This window comes from Roseibium sp. TrichSKD4, assembly GCF_000148725.1.
In the GTDB taxonomy this organism is placed as follows: Bacteria; Pseudomonadota; Alphaproteobacteria; order Rhizobiales; family Stappiaceae; genus Roseibium.
Genome location: NZ_GL476320.1, coordinates 1,089,887 through 1,108,416, shown reverse-complemented (window position 1 = coordinate 1,108,416; position 18,530 = coordinate 1,089,887). Strand labels below are relative to the sequence as shown.

Here is an 18,530-nt window from a genome sequence, read left to right as displayed (position 1 = left end):
TCGATTGCGGCAAGAGGGTGGCCTTATTGCAACGGTTTTCAATTCAGAATTGAATCTTGAATATCCACCGCTTTTCTCCCGCATGCCGAGCGTTTTGACTATCCTTGTGGTAGTCTTGCAGCCAAGAATCAACGTCGAAGGTCAGTTGTTCCATGCGGTTGTTCAGTTTTTCCAGCGAGTTTTCATGTGCCCGCGTCTTGGCAAGCACTTTGGCTGCAATGTGCATTTTACTTTCCCCGCCCGCTGCTCACGCAAATGATGAAACCGTTGCATGGGCGCATGGCATCTCTATGCACGGTAAACCTGCCTTGCCTGAGGATTTCATTTCCCTGCCCTACGCCAACCCGGATGCTCCAAAAGGGGGTGTATTGACCCTTGGGGTGCAAGGCACCTTCGACAGCTTGAACCAGTTCATTGTCCAAGGTGGCTGGACATCCGCCCGCGGAATGCGGGAGCGCGCCTTTGGCAGCAACATCTTCGAAAGCCTACTGGCCCGCTCCTATGCTGAGCCATTCAGCCTCTACGGGCACTTAGCGCAACGTGTCCGGATGCCGGAGACACGGGACTGGATCGAGTTCGAACTTAACCCGGAAGCGAAGTTTTCTGACGGAAGTCCAGTAACCGTGGACGACGTCATCTTTTCGCTGGAAGTTATTCGCGACAAAGGCCGCCCCCCTTTCAGCAATTGGTATGGCCAAATCACCAAAAAGGAAGTCACCGGCGAGAACCGCCTCAAATTGACGTTTGAAAACGGCGATAATCGCGAGCTTCCCTTGCTGATCGCGCTGGCACCCATCCTGTCGAAAAAGCACACCGATGCGGAAAACTTCGACAAATCGACTTTGACACCACCAGTCGGCTCCGGACCCTATGTTTTTGACACGGTCGAGCCGGGACGCCGCGTCGTTTACAAAAAGAACCCGGATTATTGGGCCAAGGATCTGCCGATCAAAGCTGGTTTCGACAATTTCGATGAAATCCGGATTGAATATTTCCGCGATGAAACAACGCTTCAGGAAGCCTTCAAAAAAGGCCTGATTGATACACTCCAGTTCCGCGACCCTGCACGCTGGTCAACCGGTTTTGATTTTCCTGCTGCACTCGAAGGCAAGGTCAAGCAACTGGCTATCAAAAAGGGCATTCCAGCCCGGACGCAAGGCATAGCCTTAAACACCAGACGCGAGGTGTTTGCTGACCCAACAGTGCGCAATGCTTTGGCCATGCTTTTCGATTTTGAATGGATCAACAAAAACCTGTATTTCGGGCTCTATCAGCGCACTGCAGGATATTGGGACAACTCCTCGCTTTCTTCGGTCGGCAAACCTGCCACAGATGCAGAGCGGGCCCTTCTCGCATCCTACCCGGACGCTGTCCGCGATGAGGTCATGGATGGAACATGGTTTCCCGCACAAGCGGATGGATCTGGCCGCGACCGAAAAATCCTTCGCGCTGCCCTCAATGAGTTCAAGAAAGCCGGATACGAGCTGAAGGATCGCAAACTAGTCAATAGCGCCAACGGCCAACCCCTTACCTTTGAAATCATGACCAAAAACGAAGACGAGGAAAAAGTTGCCCTCAACTATGTTCGAACACTGAAGCTGCTTGGCATCGATGTGACCGTGCGCACAGTTGACCCCTCCCAGTTTGAGGACCGCCGCATCAGTCGTGAATTCGATATGATGTTCAACACTTGGTACGCGTCCCTGTCACCAGGTGCAGAGCAATATGGTCGTTGGTCCATCAAGTCAGCCGATGCAGAAGGGTCCTGGAACCTGACCGGAGCCAAACAAGAAGCAATCGACGCGATGATCGATGCCATGGTGGGCGCCCGGTCTCGCGAAGTTTTTGAAGCAGCTGTTCGAGCCCTGGATCGCGTGCTGATTTCCGGCGCTTATGCTGTTCCACTTTATCACCTGCCTGACGATTGGGTCGCCCATTGGGATCGTATCGCATCCCCGGCCCAGCATTCCCTTTATGGGCATCAGTTTGACACCTGGTGGTCGGCACAAAAATAACCGGTTCAACGGAACATGTGATGAAAACAACGCCTGAAGACCTGATCTCCGACTACCATCAAGCCGGAGCTTGGGGAACTGATACACTGGACGGCTTGGTGTCAGCCAATGCGGCTGCAGAGCCTGACCGTGTTGCCCTTATCGATGCGCCCAACCGAGAAGGCTGGACTGGCGGGGCACCGCGCTCCCTCACCTATGCTGAACTGGATCAGGAAATAACGCGTCTGGCAGGTTTTTACCGGGCGCTCGGGCTGTCAGCAGATCATGTTCTGGGCCTTCAGGCCCCCAACACGGTGGATGCCGTTGTCGCTCTTTTAGCCGCCCTGAGGGCTGACTTGGTCGTCTCACCACTTCCACTGCACTGGCGCCAAGCCAACGTCCTTGAATCCCTCAACTCAATTGGCGCGAAAGCTCTTATATCTGCAGACCGGGTCGAGACCAGAAGCATTGCCGATGCAGCAAGAGACATTGCCGCCGAACTGTTCAGCCTTCGCTTTGTGTTCGGACTTGGCAAAGACATTCCGGACGGCTTGATCGAGCTTGGCCCGATGCTTGAAGAAATGGGCGATGATATACCGCCTTTGGAAGGACGGCGCGCGGATGCCGCAGATCACACGGCCACCATCAGCTGGAGCCGCAGCAGCGGTGAAATTGTTCCTGTGGTCAGAACACATAATCACTGGCAGGCGGCAGCAAAACTGATCGAGGCGGAAGCAAATATCGAACCGGGAAGCCGGTTTGTCGTGCCCTATTCCTTGAGTGGGTTGACGGGCCTCGGTGCTGGTCTGGTCCCCTGGCTGCGGGCTGCCGGAACGTTGCACCTGCACTATCCAACTTCATTGCATCAACTCACGCGTCATGCGGCTGATGTGAATGCTGATTATGTGCTGACCCCCGGGCCTTTGGCTCAAATGATGGATCGAAAACTTGACACCGGCGATGTGACCATCATTGCCGCTTGGAACATCGCCTCTCCTGCACCGAGCGCTTTCACAGCCAACAACAACATTGTTGACCTTCATATCGCAGATGAATTTTCACTCGTTGCGAACGCGCGAGGTCCGTCAGCCAAAGCGCAGGCCACCGCCTTGGGAAAGCATAACGGGCCAAACGGGTGTGAAAGCGGGCCAGCCCTTCTGGAAATCGAAATCCGGCAAGATCCTGAAACGGATGCCAAAACGCTGAAACTTCGGGGTGCTATGGTTCCAGATATTGGCTGGAAAACAATGCCTCTGCCGAAACTCGGCTTCGATGCAGACGGCTTCTTGGAAACTGGAATTTCAGTTGAAGAAACCACTGACGGCATATCCGGTTTTGGCATTCCCGGCACAATGGCACACGGTACCGGACCACTTACCGAGATCGATGACATTTACGCCAGTTACAAGGGAATCAAGGAAGCAGCAGCCTTTCTGGTAGAAGACCCGCTTCTAGGGGCGCGCATTCACGCTGCAGTCGTGCCCGATGTTGGAACTGTGCCTGATGCGAAGGCGTTTTTTGCATATCTGGATGCCGAAGGTGTCGATTTGGCAAAAAATCCACACAGGGTCCTCGTCCTCCAATCGCTTCCGCGCAATGAAGATGGTACGTTGAACCGGGAGCGCCTGACGCTCAGAACACAAAGACTGCCCGCCGCGGTGGCCTAAAACAGCGTACAAGACTTATGGAATTTGAAAACTCGTTGATGTGGCACGGTCCAGCTTGGGTTTTGGGAACCGAGCCTCCGGCTGCAGTGGCCGGGTGTATATTCTCAAACTCAATAGATTTGGGGTGCCTGATCGATTGTGGTGGCAATTCGGCTGATCTTGCCGATATTCCTTCGGCCATTTTAGTGAGCCCGGCTGCCCTTCATGAAAATGATCAAGCGTTCTGGGCAATACTAAATTCAACGATCGACGCGCTGCCTTGTGAAGTCCCCCTGATCCTCTTGTCAGAAGCGCAAGACACCCTTCCTGATGCGCCAAAACCGCATGCTGTGGTGAACGTCTCTATTTCACCGAACCACTTGTTTCAAACCATGTGTGACTTGCAACGGACCATACTGAGAACAGAAGAAGCAACGCTTCGTCGGTCAGTCTTTGGGCGCGTCCACGACTATGGAACAGTGCCTCACCGGGAAGGCCCCAGCAGCTTGCTGATTGTCGGGCTTGGTCAGCGCTTTCTGGAGATACAGAACCTTAGTCAGGACAACGTTGAAGTCGTCGGCGCGTTTAATCAGGCCATTGCTGAGGACTATCTGACCCAACGCGGCTTTGACGCTGTGATCCTAGATTCATCCCTGCAAGAGAACATGGATAATCTGCGTCAGTTACGCTTGGACGCGCGGTTCGCGACTCTACCAGCTCTGGTTTTTGCAGATCACCCAGCAGATATCGTGCCGCTTTTTGATTTAGGCGCAACTGATGTCCTGACCGACAAACTGACCGCAGAAAACCTGAAATACCGAATGCAAACGGCGATCAGAAGCGGTGAGTGCCGCAGGCAAACAGATGGATTTTTAGCTGAAAGCCATCGCTGGTTGATTGAGACAAATCCATCAGGCGGAATGTCCCGCGATCTCTACAACCGCTACCTTGATGAAGCCAGGTCAGCCCTGAAATTACGTGGGCTCGATGTCCACGAATTGCAACTTCTGCCTCACAGCCTGCTCAACCCACTTCCCGGTCAGGAAGACGCAGATAATCTTTGGTCAACAGTGTTGTCTATCGCCGACGCTGCAAGTCGTGAAGAAGATTTAATCTGTGTTGTGGAAGGACTTGGGCCGGTTGCCGTTCTCAAGAATGACCGTGGAAAAACCATCCTGAAATCCCGGATCAATGCGATTTTAACCCACACTATTCTTTAATCTGGAAACAATGGGTACATCGTGGCGCGTTGATTTGCAAAGGCTATTCAATTCACCTACGGTTGATAAAAGCACGAGGCGAATAAAAGGGTAACAGCATGACGGAAACTACCGCGATAACACTCGACGTCATCTCCGATGTCATGTGCCCGTGGTGTTACATCGGCAAACGGCGTTTGGAAAAAGCCCTGAAGTCCATCCCTGACATTCCGGTGGATGTACGCTGGCACCCATACCAACTTGACGCAACCCTTCCCAAGGAAGGCAAGGACCGCACCCAATATCTGGCAGACAAATTCGGCAGCATAGAGAAGGCCAAAGAGGTCTATGCGGAAATCGAAAACGCCGGACGGGCCGAGGGGATACCCTTCGCATTTGACAAGATTACCTTGTCGCCAAACACCCTTGATTGCCACCGGCTGATCCTGTGGTCGCGTTCCGACGATCTGCAAGACGATGTCGTAGAACGCCTGTTCAAGGCCTATTTCATCGATGGCGAAGACCTCACCAAGTCCGAAACCTTGGTGCGGATTTCAGATGAAGCGGGAATGCAATCGGATCTGGTCGAACAATTGTTTGGAACAGATTCCGATATGGACAAAATGAACAAGCAGATCTCACAAGCCCACGAGATGGGGGTGACCGGCGTCCCCTGCTTCATCGTAGACCAGCGCTTTGCGCTGTCCGGCGCAGAGAAACCTGAAACAATCGCAGCTGCGATCATGCACGCCGCGGAAACACAGACCAGCGAAACCGCCTGAATTTTCCGGTCTTCATTTATAAAAAGCCCACCGACAGATCAAAGTCGGTGGGCTTTTTGGTTTGATTATCCGCGCAGGATAGAGCGACCGGCGTAAATTGCCTGTGCGCCGAGTTCTTCTTCAATCCGGATCAACTGATTGTATTTTGCCAACCGGTCAGAACGCGCCAACGAACCTGTTTTGATCTGCCCGCAGTTGGTCGCAACCGCGAGGTCAGCAATGGTGCTGTCTTCTGTTTCACCTGAGCGGTGAGACATCACAGCCGTGTATCCGGCCTTGTGAGCTGTCTCAACAGCGTCCAGCGTCTCGGACAATGTGCCAATCTGGTTGACCTTGATCAGAATGGAGTTGGCAACGCCCTGATTGATCCCCTGGCGCAAGCGTTTGGAATTGGTCACGAACAGATCATCACCGACCAGCTGGCACTTGTTGCCGAAGAGGTCAGTCGCAGCTTTCCAGCCTGCCCAATCATCCTCAGCCAGACCATCTTCAATGGAAATGATCGGATAACGTTCGACTAGGTCTTCCAGATACTTGGCCATTTCTTCAGGTGCGAGTGACTTGCCCTCACCTTCCAGAACGTATTTGCCGTCCTTGAAGAACTCTGTTGAGGCCGCATCAAGCGCCAGGAACATGTCCTCACCTGGCTTGTAACCTGCCGTTTCAATCGCCTTCATGACAAAGCCGATGGCCGCGTCCGTGGACTCCAAGTTCGGCGCAAAACCACCTTCATCACCCACATTGGTATTGTGGCCAGCAGCATTCAGGGCCTTTTTCAGTGTGTGGAACACTTCAGCGCCCATGCGAACAGCTTCGGACAGGCTTTCCGCGCCAACCGGCATGATCATGAATTCTTGAAAATCGATCGGATTGTCCGCATGCGCTCCGCCGTTGATGATGTTCATCATCGGAACCGGAAGCGTGCGGGCAGATGTTCCGCCGACATACCGATAAAGCGGCAGGCCAGAGGCCTGAGCCGCCGCACGGGCAACAGCAAGGGACACGCCCAAGATTGCGTTCGCACCCAACCGTGCCTTGTTTTCTGTTCCGTCCAGATCAAGCATGGCCTGATCGATCTTGAGCTGATCCTCCGCGTCTAGTCCACCGACGGTTTCGAAGATCTCGCCGTTGACAGCCTCTACGGCTTTACGAACGCCCTTGCCTAGAAAACGATCGCCGCCGTCGCGCAATTCAACAGCTTCATGAGCGCCTGTCGACGCCCCCGAAGGAACAGCAGCACGACCAAAAGACCCGTCCTCCAGAAAAACATCGACTTCCACGGTCGGATTACCGCGGCTGTCAAGGATTTCACGTCCAATCATGTCAATGATTGCAGTCATGCCATTTCACTCCTTCGGCTGGGGACCATGCCCCGAATATTTGCAATGACGACGTACCGGGAACCGGTACAAATTTCAATTTCCTACGACAAAAAAGGGCCGCTAAAGCGGCCTAAAATCGTGACTTAGTTGGTCGTTGGTGCCTTTACGACACTATCCAGTGCCTTCAACTGAGACAGCAACGCACCAAGATCTTTAAGCGGCACCATGTTGGGGCCGTCTGAAGGGGCGCTATCTGGGTCTGGATGCGTCTCAATGAAAAGCCCAGCAACGCCGACAGCAACTGCTGCTCTGCTCAATACGGGGACCATCGTACGGTCCCCGCCGCTGGATGTGCCCTGCCCGCCCGGCTGCTGCACGGAATGCGTCGCATCAAAAATGACCGGAGCGCCGGTCTGCGCCATGATGGGTAAAGCCCTCATGTCACTCACGAGCGTATTGTAACCAAAACTAGCCCCGCGTTCGGTCAGGAGAACATTCGGGTTGCTGGATTCCGTTACCTTCTCCATAACGTTTTTCATGTCCCAAGGCGCAAGAAACTGCCCTTTTTTGACATTTACCACCGCTCCGGTTTGTGCGGCTGCAACCAGCAGGTCAGTCTGTCGGCACAAGAAGGCAGGTATTTGCAAAATGTCTACGACTTCAGAGACTGGCGCGCATTGTTCTGCCGCATGCACGTCGGTCAACACCGGCATGCCATATCTTTCCTTGATATCGCCAAACACAGGCAGCGCATCAGACAGCCCCACACCGCGTTTTCCAGACAGTGATGTTCTGTTTGCCTTGTCAAAGGACGATTTGAAGACAACCGGTATGCCCAAATTGCCGGCAATTTCCTTCACTGCCGCAGCACACTCCAGAGCATGTTCGCGACTTTCCATCTGACATGGACCAGCAATCAAGCTGAACGCAGCCGTATTTGAGAAGGAGACGTTTCCGACGTTGACGACAGAATTTGGTTTGGACATTCGTGGACTAGCCCTTTGGATAGAAACAGACGGCGCCGGACAGCATCTTCTTCAGACGCGTCCACCTTCAATATCGCCCGTTGCATAGCCCTCTTTCGCCGGGATCGCAACTCGGCAAGGCAAGTTCGGGGAAACACTGCCATTCAATTCACCAGATCGCCTCCCCTTCGCCCCCAAAGGGGTCAACACGCAAGAATTGAAAATTGCGGAATTCAGCCACCAAGACTTAGCAAAATGGCTGATTTCACGTGTTTCTACTTGGCAGAAGAAGCAGTGGAGATTAAGCAAAAGGCGACCACAGATTCGCACCATGGACGCTGCAAAAATGAACAAGCCTATCCGCAAAGCCATTCTTCCCGTTGCTGGACTGGGAACCCGTTTTTTGCCTGCGACCAAAGCCGTTCCTAAAGAAATGCTCACAATCGTGGACCGGCCAATTGTTCAATATGTGGTCGATGAAGCCCGCGCTGCCGGGATTGAACACATCGTCTTTGTCACAGGACGAAACAAAGGCGTGATCGAAGACCATTTCGACAGGGCTTATGAGCTGGAAGATACACTGAAGGAACGTAACAAAAAGGGCGCCCTTGACCTTCTGGAAGCGATCCGCCCTGAGCCCGGTTCGACAAGCTTTACCCGGCAACAAGATCCGCTCGGACTAGGTCACGCCATCTGGTGCGCCCGCGATATTATCGGGCGCGAGCCGTTCGCCATTCTTCTACCGGATGTGATCATCAAATCCGAAACCAGCTGCCTGAAGCAAATGGTCGATCTTTATGATCGCACCGGCGGCAATGTGATTGCGGTTGAAGAAGTGCCAGAAGACCAGACGCACAATTACGGCATTGTCGCACTGGGTGACAAGATTGATAAACGGGCCAGCCAGATTGCCAATATGGTGGAAAAACCGGCCCCCGGTACTGCGCCGTCCAACCTGCAAATCACCGGTCGCTATATTCTCCAGCCCGAGATTTTTGACCTATTATCCGAGCAGGGCACAGGTGCAGGTGGAGAAATACAGCTGACTGACAGCATGCTAAAACTTCTGGAAAGCCAGCCGTTCTCCTCACTGAAATACGAAGGCAAAAGCTACGACTGTGGCTCAAAGGCTGGCTTCCTGAGTGCCAACATTGCCTATGCTCTCGACACTCCGGATCTGGCCGAAGAACTTGTCCCCTTGCTGCGGACCATGCTTGACCCAAGCTAAGCAACCCAGTAGGCCACAAGACGTGCGCTTTGCACGCACTTGCTTGTTTGTAAGGATTTGATCTGATCCAAGGTCCGGTCTCAGCTCTGGATTCCATGATGTCACTGTCAGAAAAGCCGAAGCCTGCACTTGGTATTGTTGGCCTCGGATATGTTGGGCTACCCGTCGCATGCAGCTTTGCAAAAGCCGGGTACGCGGTCACCGGATTTGATATCAACAGGGCTCGACTGGCCGATCTCAAGTCAGGCAAAGACAAGACGGGATCAGTTGACAATAGTGATCTGGAGAGCAAAACACTTTCGCTCACCCATGATCCTAGTGCCTTGAAACAATGCGACATCGTTATTGTTGCTGTACCAACTCCAGTGGACCAAGCCAAACGCCCCGATCTTTCCCCTTTCAAGGGGGGCTGCATCCGCCGTTGGCCAGAACTTGAAACCGGACGCGATCGTTGTATTTGAGAGTACCGTTTTTCCCGGAGCAACCGAGGATATTGCGGTGCCATTTCTGGAGGCGGGATCAGGGCTGAAACTCGGTGAAGGTTTCGAGGTTGGCTATTCGCCGGAGCGGATTAACCCAGGTGACAAGGTTCACGATTTTACAACAATCACAAAGGTTGTCTCGGCGAGCTCAGAGGTCGCGACGCGTACTCTGGCAGATTTATATGCAAGCGTCGTCAAGGCAGGTGTCCATATCGCCCCGTCCATCAAGGCGGCAGAAGCCGCAAAGGTGATTGAGAACACCCAGCGCGATTTGAATATTGCGCTCATGAACGAACTGGCCATTTTGTTTCACGCCATGGGGATCGATACCAGAGACGTGTTGGCCGGAGCCTCTACAAAGTGGAACTTCCTTCCCTTTCAGCCAGGCCTTGTTGGTGGACATTGCATCGGTGTGGACCCCTATTATCTCACACACAAGGCCCATGAGATTGGACTGACACCGCAAGTCATTCTGGCCGGACGCGGGACAAATGAAGCCATGCCAGCGTTCATTGCCGGAAAGATCATCCAGTCTTGTGTCAAACTTGGTCGGTCCATGCCGCCGAAAATTGCAATCCTCGGACTGACATACAAAGCGTGAGCGTTCGGTATTCCCGCTCTGACGGGGAGCGCAGTGGGGTGATAATGTCCATTTTCGTTAATGGGTTCGCGCTGAAAAACCCCTTAACTGATTGAAGAGTATGGATACCCATTGGGTTTTGGATGTGTGAATATGCCGGTTAGTTGATCCGAAGCACGCATTTTCTGGCATATTCTCATGAGACCTTCAAAACGCAACAAACGGTGTGGCGATCTGTTCAAGGAACGCCTGGCCGCAATCATCGATATGAACCATTCGTTGGTGCGGCTGTCTGGTCTGATGCCTTGGGATGAATTTGATGCGGAGTTCGGCAGGCATTATCGCCCCTTGGGACGACCGGCCAAACCAACGCGTCTGATGGCCGGGCTGCACTTTCTCAAGCACATGTACGATCTTTCCGATGAAGAGACGGTTGAGCGTTGGGTTGAAAACCCCTACTGGCAGTCTTTCTGCGGTTTTGAGTTTTTCCAGCACCAATTCCCCATTGATCCCTCAACCATGACCCGCTGGCGCAAACGGATTGGTCCTGAGGGAATGGAAAAGCTTCTTTCTGCTACGGTAGGTGTTGCGATTGAGAGCGGGACGATCAAGAAGAGCAGCCTTGAGCGGGTCTTGGTTGATACGACCGTTCAACCCAAAGCCATTGCCCATCCCACCGATAGCCGTCTTTATCACAAGGCCTTGCAGCTTCTGGTGCGCCAGGCCAAGAGGGCCGGCATCATCTTGCGTCGCAGCCATACCAGAGTTGCCAAAAAGGCGGCCTTGATGGCGGGCCGTTATGCCCATGCCAAACAGTTCAAGCGGATGCGCCGGGAACTCAAAAAGCTGAAGACCTATCTGGGCCGGGTCTATCGCGACATCTCCCGCAAGATCGCAGGCAACGAAGGTCTTGAGCACCGGTTCTCCCGTCTGCTGGGACTGGTGGAGCGGCTTCTGGCCCAGACCCCCAAGGACAAAAACAAGATTTATTCCATGCATGCGCCGGAAGTGGCCTGTATTGCCAAGGGCAAGGCGCGAACACCTTACGAGTTCGGGGCCAAGGTTGGCATTGCCACGACCAATCGGGAAGGATTGGTTCTTGCGGCGAGGGCTTTTGAGGGCAATCCCTATGATGGGCACACCTTGAATGACACCATCAGTCAGGCTGAGAAAGTCTGCGGCACCAAAGCTGAGCGTGTCTATGTGGACCGTGGCTATCGGGGGCATGATTATGAGGGCGACGCCAAGGTCATGATCTCCGGCCAGAAGCGCGGGCTGACGGCACAGATGAAGCGTGAGCTGAAACGACGATCAGCGATCGAGGCCACCATCGGCCACATGAAAACAGATGGACGACTTGACCGGAACTTCCTCAATGGCAAAAATGGCGATGCCATCAACGCCCTGCTGGCCGCAGCCGGTCATAACCTGCGTCTGATCCTCAATGCACTGATCATTTTGCTGCTCTGGATCACAAACCCCATCCCCAAACCGGTCAAATCGAATATTTGCGTATTGCTTCGGCCACGCGCAACATCAATGGCTTAGACGTTGTTCAGGGCGGACTAATGGACATTGTGAGGCACATTTTGGGTACGAAGAAGGGCAGCAAGAAGCGGTTTTGGTCGGATGACGAGAAGCGGTCGATCTGTTTGCAGGCCAGAGTGCCGGGGGTTTCGGTTGCGCAGGTTGCGCGCCGCTCTGCGATGAATGCGAACCTGATCCACAACTGGCTGCGTGATGAGCGGTTTGCGCCAGAAGACAGCGATTGCGTCCTTGATGGAGCGGCGTTTCTACCAGTGGAGATAGAGGGCCCGCAGGCCGCACCAGGCCACCAGATCGCGGCGCTTGCCTCGGATATGCCGTTGTCGGCTCAGCGGGTTGATATCACGCTGTCGGACGGGCGGCGGGTATTGGTGGAAGGGACGACGGCGCTGCCGACGGTGCTGGCTTTGGTTGAAGGTCTAATGCCGTGATCCCCGTGCCGTCCAACGCGCGGGTTTGGCTGGCTGCCGGGGTGACGGACATGCGGCGCGGGTTCAACACTTTGGCGGCTCAGGCGGAGAAGGTTCTGGAGCTTGAACCCTATTCTGGACATCTGTTTGTGTTCCGGGGACGGCGCGGTGATCTGCTGAAGATCATCTGGTGGGATCGACAGGGCGCATGCCTGTTCAGCAAGCGCCTTGAGAAGGGCCGGTTTGTTTGGCCTGCTGCGAAGGACGGTAAGGTCAGCGTGACGCCCGCGCAATTGTCGATGTTGCTTGAAGGCATAGACTGGCGGATGCCGCAAAAAACATGGCGGCCCCTGAGCGTCGGATAGGCCAATATATTGGCGTTTGCGCGCCTCTCGGGATTCAACTTACGCCCTTGATCTGATATAAGATCGAAGATGCTGAAGGACCTTGATATCACCCCGGAGGACCCCGCCGAATTGAGGGCGGTGAACCGCCTTCTGGCCGACGAGGTCAAGGCTCTGAGCCTCAAGGTCGAGCAGCTTCAACACCAGTTGCACGGGGCCAATCGGCATCGGTTCGGCTCCAAGTCTGAGGGTCTGGATCAGCTCAATCTCGATCTGCTCGAGGACGCCGAGATTGTTGAGGCCGCTGAAGACCAGGCAAAACAGCCCGCCCCGTCGCAGGAGGGAGTTGATCCAAAGCCGAAGCGCAAACACAGCCGCAAGCCCTTGCCGGATCATCTGGATCGGGAAGACGAGGAGCTCTCTCCCGGTGATGAATGCGGTCGTTGTGGTGGCAACTTGCGCACCCTGGGTGAGGATGTCACCGAAGAGTTGGAATACGTGCCGGGACGCTTCAAGGTGAAGCGGATCATCCGGCCCCGCAAAGCCTGTTCATGGTGCGAGGCGATTGTGCAAGCGCCGCTGCCATCGCGCCCCATTGAGCGTGGGCGGCCCGGACCGGGATTGTTGGCCCATGTTCTGGTAAGCAAATATGCCGATCATTTACCCCTCTATCGCCTGAGCCAGATCTTTGCCCGTGAAGGCGTCGATCTGGACCGCTCGACCATGGCCGACTGGGTTGGTCGCTCGACGGCCCTGCTGGAACCTCTTGCCGATGCCATCGGACGGATGGTGCGGCAAGGACCTGCGCTTTTTGCCGACGATACGCCCATCAAAATGCTGGCCCCCGGCAACAAGAAGACCAAAACGGCGCGGGTCTGGACCTATGTGCGGGATGAGCGTGCCTGGTCTGGCCAATCGCCACCCTGTGCATGGTATCAGTTCACGGTGGATCGCAAAGGAGAGCATCCCGTTGCTCATTTGTCGGGATACAAGGGCTGGGTCCATGCGGATGGATATTCCGGGTTCAACGGTGTGTTCGGTGACGACAAAGCCGATGAGATGGCCTGCATGGCGCATGTACGACGCAAGTTCGTGGATGTCTTCTCCTCGCAGGGCAGCGCCATTGCCGAAGAAGTCATCCGCCGGATTGCTGAGCTTTACGCTATCGAGAAAGAGATCAGGGGCATGCCCCCCGAAGACCGCGCTACCATCCGGCAGGCTAGGGCAAAACCGATCTTTGACGCCTTGGAAGAATGGTTGCAGACGCAATTGCCCAAAATCTCGGGAAAGTCACCACTCGCGCAGGCCATCCGCTATGCCTTGGGCCGAATGCCGAAAGCACGCCCATACCTTGAGCTCGGCCATCTGGAATTGGATAACAACACCGCCGAGCGCGCCGTTAAACCCGTCGCCATCGGACGCAAAAATTGGATGTTCTCAGGCTCCCAAGGCGGCGGCAAAGCCATGGCTATCGCTTATACCCTGATCGAAACGGCCAAGCTCAACGGTGTTGACCCTCAGGCCTGGCTGACCTGGGTCCTCGGTCAAGTCGCCGACCACAAAATCACACGCCTCGACGAACTTCTGCCCTGGCGTTACGCTGCTCAGGCAGCGTAACAGGCCGCATCGGTGTCGCGCCAGAGCGCCTTCGCCGGACGGTCACTACAAAGCCAACGTCCCGGACACACGAAATTCCAAAGTCATCGACCTAATTACCGAACTGAGAGAATTCGGGGCTGAAGTTCTCGTCCATGATCCGCTAGCCGATCCTGACGAGGTCAGGGCCGAATATGACCTGTCCCTCTCAGGCCTTGATGATCTTCGCGGTTCGGACGCTGTGGTGCTTGCGGTTCCACATGATCAGTATTTTGCGGAAGGGAACGTTTGGCCCTTCTTCCAGTCTCTTATGAACGATGGTGAAGGGTTGCTGGCGGATATCCCTGCGAGATTGCCGCGCGAAAGCAAACCGGATCAGATCACCCTCTGGCGTCTGTAGTGACCGATCAACAGTGCAAAACAAGATCCTTGCAATTTTAGACAGCAATCCATTCTAAATATTTCGCCGTATATTGTTCTGGTAGCCACGACCTCAAGGAGTTCCTGGACATGCAGATCAAACGGACACTATCCGCTTTCGGTATCGGGCTTTTCATGGCAACAGGGATGGTTGCTGCACCGGTGGTGTTAACCCCTTCCCTTGCCTATGCAGATTTTGCAGAGGGCAGCGCTTTCCGATCAATTATCCAAAAACAGATAAGCGCATTTCAGAGCGGCGATGCAAAGCAAGCTTTCTCTTACGCAACACCGACCCTGCAAAAACGTTTCCAGACGCCGGAAATTTTCATCCACATGGTGAAGAACGGCTACAAGCCGGTTTATCGGCCCAAGAACGTTACCTTTGGCCAATCCCGCAAAACACCACATGGCCCAATGCAGGAAGTGTATGTAACGGACCAGGAGGGCCAGAATTGGCTCGCTGTCTACAGTTTCGAGAAACAACCTGATGGCAGCTGGCGCATCTCAGGCTGTTACCTCAAGAAGGATGAGGGCATCAGTGCGTAACAGCACTGCTCCAATTACAAGGGATCGATATCGCCCTTTGCCCAGTCAGCTTTGGTCTTGAGCCGGAATTCCTCAAAGGTTCCGGCCTCAATCGCCTCGCGCATGCCGCGCATGAGCGTTTGATAGTAGGCGAGATTGTTCCAGGTCAGCAGCATCCCGGCTAGACCTTCTCCCGCGCGCACCAAATGGTGTAAATAGGCCCTCGAATATTGGCTTGTGGCAGGACAATCACTTTCCTCGTCCAGCGGACGTAGATCTTCCGCATGGCGCGCGTTTTTCAGGTTCACCTTGCCAAAGCGGGTATAGGCGAGACCATGGCGCCCGGCTCGGGTTGGCATCACGCAGTCGAACTGATCAATCCCACGCGCGACACTTTCCAAAAGATCATCCGGCGTACCGACACCCATCAAATAGCGCGGCTTGCCGGTTGGCATGACTGGTGTGGTGACTTCCAGCATGCGCAACATCACATCTTGCGGTTCACCAACGGCAAGCCCGCCAACCGAATATCCCTCAAACGGCATATCGCGCAGGCTTTCTGCTGACTTTATCCGCAGGTCCGGCACATCACCGCCCTGAACAATCCCATAAAGCCCCTGCCCCTTAGCAGGCCCGCCCATGTTCTCGAACTGCACCCGTGACCGCTCTGCCCACCGCAGGGAGAGTCCCATCGCCCGCTGAACTTCCTTCGGCGGAGATGGGAGTTTGATACATTCATCCAATTGCATCTGGATGTCAGACCCGAGAAGCCCCTGTATTTCAATGGAGCGTTCCGGTGTCAGGTGATATTTCTGGCCATCAATGTGGCTTTGAAAGCGCACGCCGTCTTCATCCAACTTGCGAAGTTGGGCCAGTGACATCACCTGAAATCCGCCACTGTCGGTCAGGATCGTGTGCGGCCAATTCATGAAGCTGTGCAGGCCGCCCAACCGCGCCACACGCTCCGCCCCCGGACGCAGCATCAAGTGGTAGGTATTCCCCAGAACCACATCAGATCCGAGCTCACGAACCTGTTCCGGATACATTGCTTTGACGGTGCCTTGTGTCCCCACGGGCATGAAGGCAGGTGTCTGTACAACGCCATGTGGCGTGGTGATCTCCCCGCGCCGAGCCATACCGTCGGTTTTTGTCAGCTTGAAAGAGAATTTCGGAGTTTCAGAAGACATGAGATTTCCTTCAAACCGTCGGCTTTTGCGGGAACAACAAGGAAGCGTCACCGTAGCTATAGAAGCGGTATTCATGATCAATCGCGTGTGTGTAAGCGCGTTTCATGACGTCCAGCCCAGACAGCGCTGAAACAAGCATGAAAAGGGTTGAGCGCGGTAGATGAAAGTTGGTCATCAGCGCATCTATTGCTCTAAATTCATAGCCAGGCGTAATAAATATCGATGTTTCACCCGCAAAGGCCTGAAGTCCGCCTGACCCCTGAGCAGCGCTTTCCAGAATGCGCAAAGAAGTTGTGCCGACGCTGACCACCTTGTTACCACGAGCCTTCACGGCTTGTAGCGCAGCGGCCGTCTCTTCACTCACTTCGCCCCACTCGGCATGCATCTGGTGGTCGTCGGTATCATCAACCTTCACGGGCAGGAACGTTCCTGCCCCCACATGCAAGGTTACCCGGTGTTGCTCTATTCCGCGTGCATCCAATGCGGCAAGCAAGTCCGGTGTAAAGTGAAGCCCCGCAGTTGGCGCTGCAACTGCGCCATCCTTTTCGGCAAACATGGTCTGATAGTCAGATCGATCTTGCTCATCCTCGCCACGCTTTTGGGCGATATATGGAGGTAGCGGAATATGCCCGACAGACGCAATTGCCTCATCCAGCTCCGCCGCAGATCGATCAAACACCAAGAGGACATCACCAGCAGGAGACTTTTCCTCTGCGCGGGCCGTCAGCGTTACTCCGCCCTCTTCAAAGACAAGAACATCACCCAACTGGACCTTTTTACCCGGTCTGACAAAGGCTTTCCAGCGGTCCGCAGCTGCGCGCAGATGCAAGGTGGCACTGATGCGTGCTTCGATATCACCGCGAACCCTTTTGCCCTCAAGCTGTGCCGGAATTACCTTGGTGTCGTTGAAAACCAGCGCGTCTCCCGGCTCCAGCAACAGCGGCAAATCACGAACACCAAAATCGCTGAGTTCAGCGGTATCTCCCGGCTGCACAACTAGCATGCGTGCGGAATCGCGCGGGCGTGCGGGCCTCAAGGCAATGCGTTCATTTGGGAGCACAAAATCGAAGTCTTCAACGCGCATGGGCGGGCATATATCCGGTTATAGAAGAGGTGCGCTGGCTTTTAGCCACCGCAAACCCATTGGTCAATTCGAAGGACCTGCAACAGAAAAATGGACGCTCTCCTTTCGGACAGCGCCCATTTCTTTTTCCGCGAAGGAAAGCCTTAAGCGGCGTCAGCAGCCACTTTCAGGGAAACGATCTTGTCAGGATCAACAACCGGCTCGCCGCGCTTGATCTTGTCAACGTTTTCCATGCCTTCCAGCACCTTGCCCCAAGCGGTGTATTGACCGTCAAGGAAGGACGCATCACCGAAGCAGATGAAGAACTGGCTATCGCCAGAATTCGGGTCCATCGCACGGGCCATGGAGCACACACCGCGCTGATGGCTTTCTTTGTTGAATTCAGCGCGCAGCTTTTTGCCAGAGCCACCAGTGCCGGTGCCTTGCGGACAACCGGTTTGCGCCATGAAGCCATCAATCACGCGGTGAAACACGATGCCATCGTAAAAGCCTTCGCGAACCAGTTCTTTGATACGTCCAACATGGTTCGGAGCAAGGTCCGGACGCATTTCGATCACAACAGAACCTTGCGTGGTTTCCATCAGCAAAGTGTTTTCAGGATCCTTGATATCAGCCATGGGGTCTCCCAATCTCGTTGACTGCCAACCGGCAGGTGGATGTTCAGCTCGCGTCTGCCGCAACCTGCATTTTGATGATTTTGTCCGGGTTTTGTGGCGGTTCGCCACGCTTGATCGCGTCGACATGTTCCATGCCACCAACGATTTCACCCCAGACTGTGTATTGTCCGTTGAGCCAGTCTCCATCTGCAAACATGATGAAAAACTGGGAGTTGGCACTGTTCGGGTTGCCAGCACGTGCCATGCCCAAGACACCACGCTTGAACCGTGTTCTGGTGAACTCAGCCTTCAGATCCGGCTCCTGAGACCCACCCATACCGGTCCCGGTTGGATCACCGGTTTGCGCCATGAAACCATCGATCACACGATGGAATACGATGCCATCGTAAAACCCGTCCCGGGTCAGCTTTTTGATGCGCTCAACATGGTTCGGTGCAAGGTCCGGACGAAGCTGCAGCGTGACCCGCCCATCTTTCAAATCCATGTAAATGGTGTTTTCCGGATCAAGATCCTGAGCTCCGGCCATGTTTGGCGCAACAAGCAGCGCAGCCAAAAGCGTCAAAACCGAAAATATGCGTGACATGGTCACTCCATTGATAAGTGG

Annotated in this window: 21 protein-coding genes and 1 pseudogene; 13 read left to right on the top strand and 9 right to left on the bottom strand. The window is 54.5% G+C overall.

Annotated features, from left to right (window positions below; all coding sequences use genetic code 11):
• Nucleotides 1-43 precede the first annotated feature (43 nt).
• The gene (locus TRICHSKD4_RS30445; RefSeq protein WP_009760242.1) at nucleotides 44-226 is read right to left on the bottom strand and encodes a hypothetical protein; all 183 of its coding nucleotides are present in this window, start codon (nucleotides 224-226) and stop codon (nucleotides 44-46) included.
• Between TRICHSKD4_RS30445 and TRICHSKD4_RS25835 the strand changes: the two genes are divergently transcribed.
• The 4 genes from TRICHSKD4_RS25835 to TRICHSKD4_RS25820 all read left to right on the top strand — a co-directional run bounded on the left by TRICHSKD4_RS25835 (nucleotide 219) and on the right by TRICHSKD4_RS25820 (nucleotide 5,621).
• On the top strand, nucleotides 219-2,015 hold the full coding sequence (locus TRICHSKD4_RS25835; RefSeq protein ID WP_009760241.1) for an extracellular solute-binding protein: 1,797 nt from the start codon (nucleotides 219-221) through the stop codon (nucleotides 2,013-2,015). The two genes, TRICHSKD4_RS30445 and TRICHSKD4_RS25835, sit on opposite strands and share 8 nt — an antisense overlap.
• 20 nt (nucleotides 2,016-2,035) lie before the next feature.
• Nucleotides 2,036-3,661, top strand: a complete 1,626-nt coding sequence (locus tag TRICHSKD4_RS25830; protein ID WP_009760240.1) for a class I adenylate-forming enzyme family protein — start codon at nucleotides 2,036-2,038, stop codon at nucleotides 3,659-3,661.
• Between the two features lie 38 nt (nucleotides 3,662-3,699).
• Nucleotides 3,700-4,860 carry a hypothetical protein gene (locus TRICHSKD4_RS25825; RefSeq protein WP_050763533.1) on the top strand — a complete coding sequence of 387 codons (1,161 nt, stop codon included), beginning with the start codon at nucleotides 3,700-3,702 and terminating at the stop codon, nucleotides 4,858-4,860.
• Between the two features lie 98 nt (nucleotides 4,861-4,958).
• Nucleotides 4,959-5,621, top strand: a complete 663-nt coding sequence (locus tag TRICHSKD4_RS25820; protein ID WP_009760238.1) for a DsbA family oxidoreductase — start codon at nucleotides 4,959-4,961, stop codon at nucleotides 5,619-5,621.
• Between the two features lie 65 nt (nucleotides 5,622-5,686).
• Here the strand turns inward: TRICHSKD4_RS25820 and eno are convergent, their stop codons facing one another.
• Nucleotides 5,687-6,961 (bottom strand): phosphopyruvate hydratase, encoded by a 1,275-nt coding sequence (gene eno / locus TRICHSKD4_RS25815; RefSeq protein ID WP_009760237.1) that lies wholly within the window; start codon nucleotides 6,959-6,961, stop codon nucleotides 5,687-5,689.
• A 125-nt stretch (nucleotides 6,962-7,086) separates the two neighbouring features.
• Entirely contained in the window at nucleotides 7,087-7,929 is an 843-nt protein-coding gene (gene kdsA, locus TRICHSKD4_RS25810; protein ID WP_009760236.1) for a 3-deoxy-8-phosphooctulonate synthase, read from the bottom strand.
• 325 nt (nucleotides 7,930-8,254) lie between these two features.
• On the opposite strand from kdsA, the gene galU reads away from it, so the two are divergent.
• The 3 genes from galU (at nucleotide 8,255) to TRICHSKD4_RS29825 (ending at nucleotide 10,219) form a co-directional block, all read left to right on the top strand.
• The gene (gene galU / locus TRICHSKD4_RS25805) at nucleotides 8,255-9,136 is read left to right on the top strand and encodes a UTP--glucose-1-phosphate uridylyltransferase GalU (RefSeq protein WP_040617582.1); all 882 of its coding nucleotides are present in this window, start codon (nucleotides 8,255-8,257) and stop codon (nucleotides 9,134-9,136) included.
• A 95-nt stretch (nucleotides 9,137-9,231) separates the two neighbouring features.
• Nucleotides 9,232-9,597, top strand: coding sequence for an NAD(P)-binding domain-containing protein (locus TRICHSKD4_RS32085; protein WP_050763532.1), 366 nt, complete (start codon nucleotides 9,232-9,234; stop codon nucleotides 9,595-9,597).
• Nucleotides 9,482-10,219 carry a nucleotide sugar dehydrogenase gene (locus TRICHSKD4_RS29825; protein WP_371256932.1) on the top strand — a complete coding sequence of 246 codons (738 nt, stop codon included), beginning with the start codon at nucleotides 9,482-9,484 and terminating at the stop codon, nucleotides 10,217-10,219. The genes TRICHSKD4_RS32085 and TRICHSKD4_RS29825 overlap by 116 nt, the downstream gene beginning before the upstream one ends.
• Here the strand turns inward: TRICHSKD4_RS29825 and TRICHSKD4_RS31880 are convergent.
• Nucleotides 10,216-10,281, bottom strand: a pseudogene (locus TRICHSKD4_RS31880) (L,D-transpeptidase); the annotation flags it as partial. The gene TRICHSKD4_RS29825 and the pseudogene TRICHSKD4_RS31880 overlap by 4 nt on opposite strands.
• A 115-nt stretch (nucleotides 10,282-10,396) precedes the next feature.
• On the opposite strand from TRICHSKD4_RS31880, the gene TRICHSKD4_RS25795 reads away from it, so the two are divergent.
• Nucleotides 10,397-11,746, top strand: coding sequence for an IS5 family transposase (locus TRICHSKD4_RS25795; protein WP_009465529.1), 1,350 nt, complete (start codon nucleotides 10,397-10,399; stop codon nucleotides 11,744-11,746).
• Nucleotides 11,747-11,753: 7 nt separating this feature from the next.
• Here the strand turns inward: TRICHSKD4_RS25795 and TRICHSKD4_RS31875 are convergent, their stop codons facing one another.
• Complete coding sequence (locus TRICHSKD4_RS31875; protein WP_009760231.1) at nucleotides 11,754-11,927, bottom strand: hypothetical protein; 174 nt, start codon at nucleotides 11,925-11,927, stop codon at nucleotides 11,754-11,756.
• On the opposite strand from TRICHSKD4_RS31875, the gene TRICHSKD4_RS25790 reads away from it, so the two are divergent.
• The 5 genes from TRICHSKD4_RS25790 to TRICHSKD4_RS25775 all read left to right on the top strand — a co-directional run bounded on the left by TRICHSKD4_RS25790 (nucleotide 11,905) and on the right by TRICHSKD4_RS25775 (nucleotide 15,059).
• The gene (locus tag TRICHSKD4_RS25790; protein WP_009465502.1) at nucleotides 11,905-12,174 is read left to right on the top strand and encodes a hypothetical protein; all 270 of its coding nucleotides are present in this window, start codon (nucleotides 11,905-11,907) and stop codon (nucleotides 12,172-12,174) included. The two genes, TRICHSKD4_RS31875 and TRICHSKD4_RS25790, sit on opposite strands and share 23 nt — an antisense overlap.
• A complete protein-coding gene (tnpB, locus tag TRICHSKD4_RS25785; protein ID WP_009465501.1) occupies nucleotides 12,171-12,518 on the top strand; it encodes an IS66 family insertion sequence element accessory protein TnpB in 348 nt (115 codons plus the stop codon). Before TRICHSKD4_RS25790 ends, tnpB begins: the two co-directional genes overlap by 4 nt.
• 69 nt (nucleotides 12,519-12,587) lie before the next feature.
• Nucleotides 12,588-14,114 (top strand): IS66 family transposase, encoded by a 1,527-nt coding sequence (locus TRICHSKD4_RS25780; RefSeq protein ID WP_009465942.1) that lies wholly within the window; start codon nucleotides 12,588-12,590, stop codon nucleotides 14,112-14,114.
• Nucleotides 14,098-14,493, top strand: coding sequence for a UDP binding domain-containing protein (locus TRICHSKD4_RS32505; RefSeq protein WP_083782879.1), 396 nt, complete (start codon nucleotides 14,098-14,100; stop codon nucleotides 14,491-14,493). Before TRICHSKD4_RS25780 ends, TRICHSKD4_RS32505 begins: the two co-directional genes overlap by 17 nt.
• 110 nt (nucleotides 14,494-14,603) lie before the next feature.
• A complete protein-coding gene (locus tag TRICHSKD4_RS25775; protein ID WP_009760229.1) occupies nucleotides 14,604-15,059 on the top strand; it encodes a DUF4864 domain-containing protein in 456 nt (151 codons plus the stop codon).
• Between the two features lie 14 nt (nucleotides 15,060-15,073).
• Here the strand turns inward: TRICHSKD4_RS25775 and tgt are convergent, their stop codons facing one another.
• From tgt to TRICHSKD4_RS25755, 4 genes are all read right to left on the bottom strand, one after another.
• Nucleotides 15,074-16,225: a tRNA guanosine(34) transglycosylase Tgt gene (tgt, locus tag TRICHSKD4_RS25770; protein ID WP_009760228.1), complete on the bottom strand. Its 1,152-nt coding sequence runs from the start codon at nucleotides 16,223-16,225 to the stop codon at nucleotides 15,074-15,076.
• Between the two features lie 10 nt (nucleotides 16,226-16,235).
• Complete coding sequence (gene queA / locus TRICHSKD4_RS25765; RefSeq protein ID WP_009760227.1) at nucleotides 16,236-17,309, bottom strand: tRNA preQ1(34) S-adenosylmethionine ribosyltransferase-isomerase QueA; 1,074 nt, start codon at nucleotides 17,307-17,309, stop codon at nucleotides 16,236-16,238.
• Between the two features lie 143 nt (nucleotides 17,310-17,452).
• On the bottom strand, nucleotides 17,453-17,926 hold the full coding sequence (locus TRICHSKD4_RS25760; protein WP_009760226.1) for a peptidylprolyl isomerase: 474 nt from the start codon (nucleotides 17,924-17,926) through the stop codon (nucleotides 17,453-17,455).
• A 43-nt stretch (nucleotides 17,927-17,969) separates the two neighbouring features.
• Entirely contained in the window at nucleotides 17,970-18,509 is a 540-nt protein-coding gene (locus TRICHSKD4_RS25755; RefSeq protein ID WP_009760225.1) for a peptidylprolyl isomerase, read from the bottom strand.
• Between the last annotated feature and the right edge of the window lie 21 nt (nucleotides 18,510-18,530).

Coding starts and splice junctions, on each gene's coding strand:
- galU (WP_040617582.1), top strand. CDS start 8,255: ATGAACAAGCCTATCCGCAAAGCCATTCTTCCCGTTGCTGGACTGGGA.
- queA (WP_009760227.1), bottom strand. CDS start 17,309: ATGCGCGTTGAAGACTTCGATTTTGTGCTCCCAAATGAACGCATTGCC.
- kdsA (WP_009760236.1), bottom strand. CDS start 7,929: ATGTCCAAACCAAATTCTGTCGTCAACGTCGGAAACGTCTCCTTCTCA.
- TRICHSKD4_RS25780 (WP_009465942.1), top strand. CDS start 12,588: ATGCTGAAGGACCTTGATATCACCCCGGAGGACCCCGCCGAATTGAGG.
- TRICHSKD4_RS25795 (WP_009465529.1), top strand. CDS start 10,397: ATGAGACCTTCAAAACGCAACAAACGGTGTGGCGATCTGTTCAAGGAA.
- TRICHSKD4_RS25775 (WP_009760229.1), top strand. CDS start 14,604: ATGCAGATCAAACGGACACTATCCGCTTTCGGTATCGGGCTTTTCATG.
- eno (WP_009760237.1), bottom strand. CDS start 6,961: ATGACTGCAATCATTGACATGATTGGACGTGAAATCCTTGACAGCCGC.
- TRICHSKD4_RS25755 (WP_009760225.1), bottom strand. CDS start 18,509: ATGTCACGCATATTTTCGGTTTTGACGCTTTTGGCTGCGCTGCTTGTT.
- TRICHSKD4_RS25835 (WP_009760241.1), top strand. CDS start 219: ATGTGCATTTTACTTTCCCCGCCCGCTGCTCACGCAAATGATGAAACC.
- tgt (WP_009760228.1), bottom strand. CDS start 16,225: ATGTCTTCTGAAACTCCGAAATTCTCTTTCAAGCTGACAAAAACCGAC.
- TRICHSKD4_RS32085 (WP_050763532.1), top strand. CDS start 9,232: ATGATGTCACTGTCAGAAAAGCCGAAGCCTGCACTTGGTATTGTTGGC.
- TRICHSKD4_RS25820 (WP_009760238.1), top strand. CDS start 4,959: ATGACGGAAACTACCGCGATAACACTCGACGTCATCTCCGATGTCATG.
- TRICHSKD4_RS25790 (WP_009465502.1), top strand. CDS start 11,905: ATGAATGCGAACCTGATCCACAACTGGCTGCGTGATGAGCGGTTTGCG.
- TRICHSKD4_RS25830 (WP_009760240.1), top strand. CDS start 2,036: ATGAAAACAACGCCTGAAGACCTGATCTCCGACTACCATCAAGCCGGA.
- TRICHSKD4_RS30445 (WP_009760242.1), bottom strand. CDS start 226: ATGCACATTGCAGCCAAAGTGCTTGCCAAGACGCGGGCACATGAAAAC.
- TRICHSKD4_RS25760 (WP_009760226.1), bottom strand. CDS start 17,926: ATGGCTGATATCAAGGATCCTGAAAACACTTTGCTGATGGAAACCACG.
- TRICHSKD4_RS25825 (WP_050763533.1), top strand. CDS start 3,700: ATGTGGCACGGTCCAGCTTGGGTTTTGGGAACCGAGCCTCCGGCTGCA.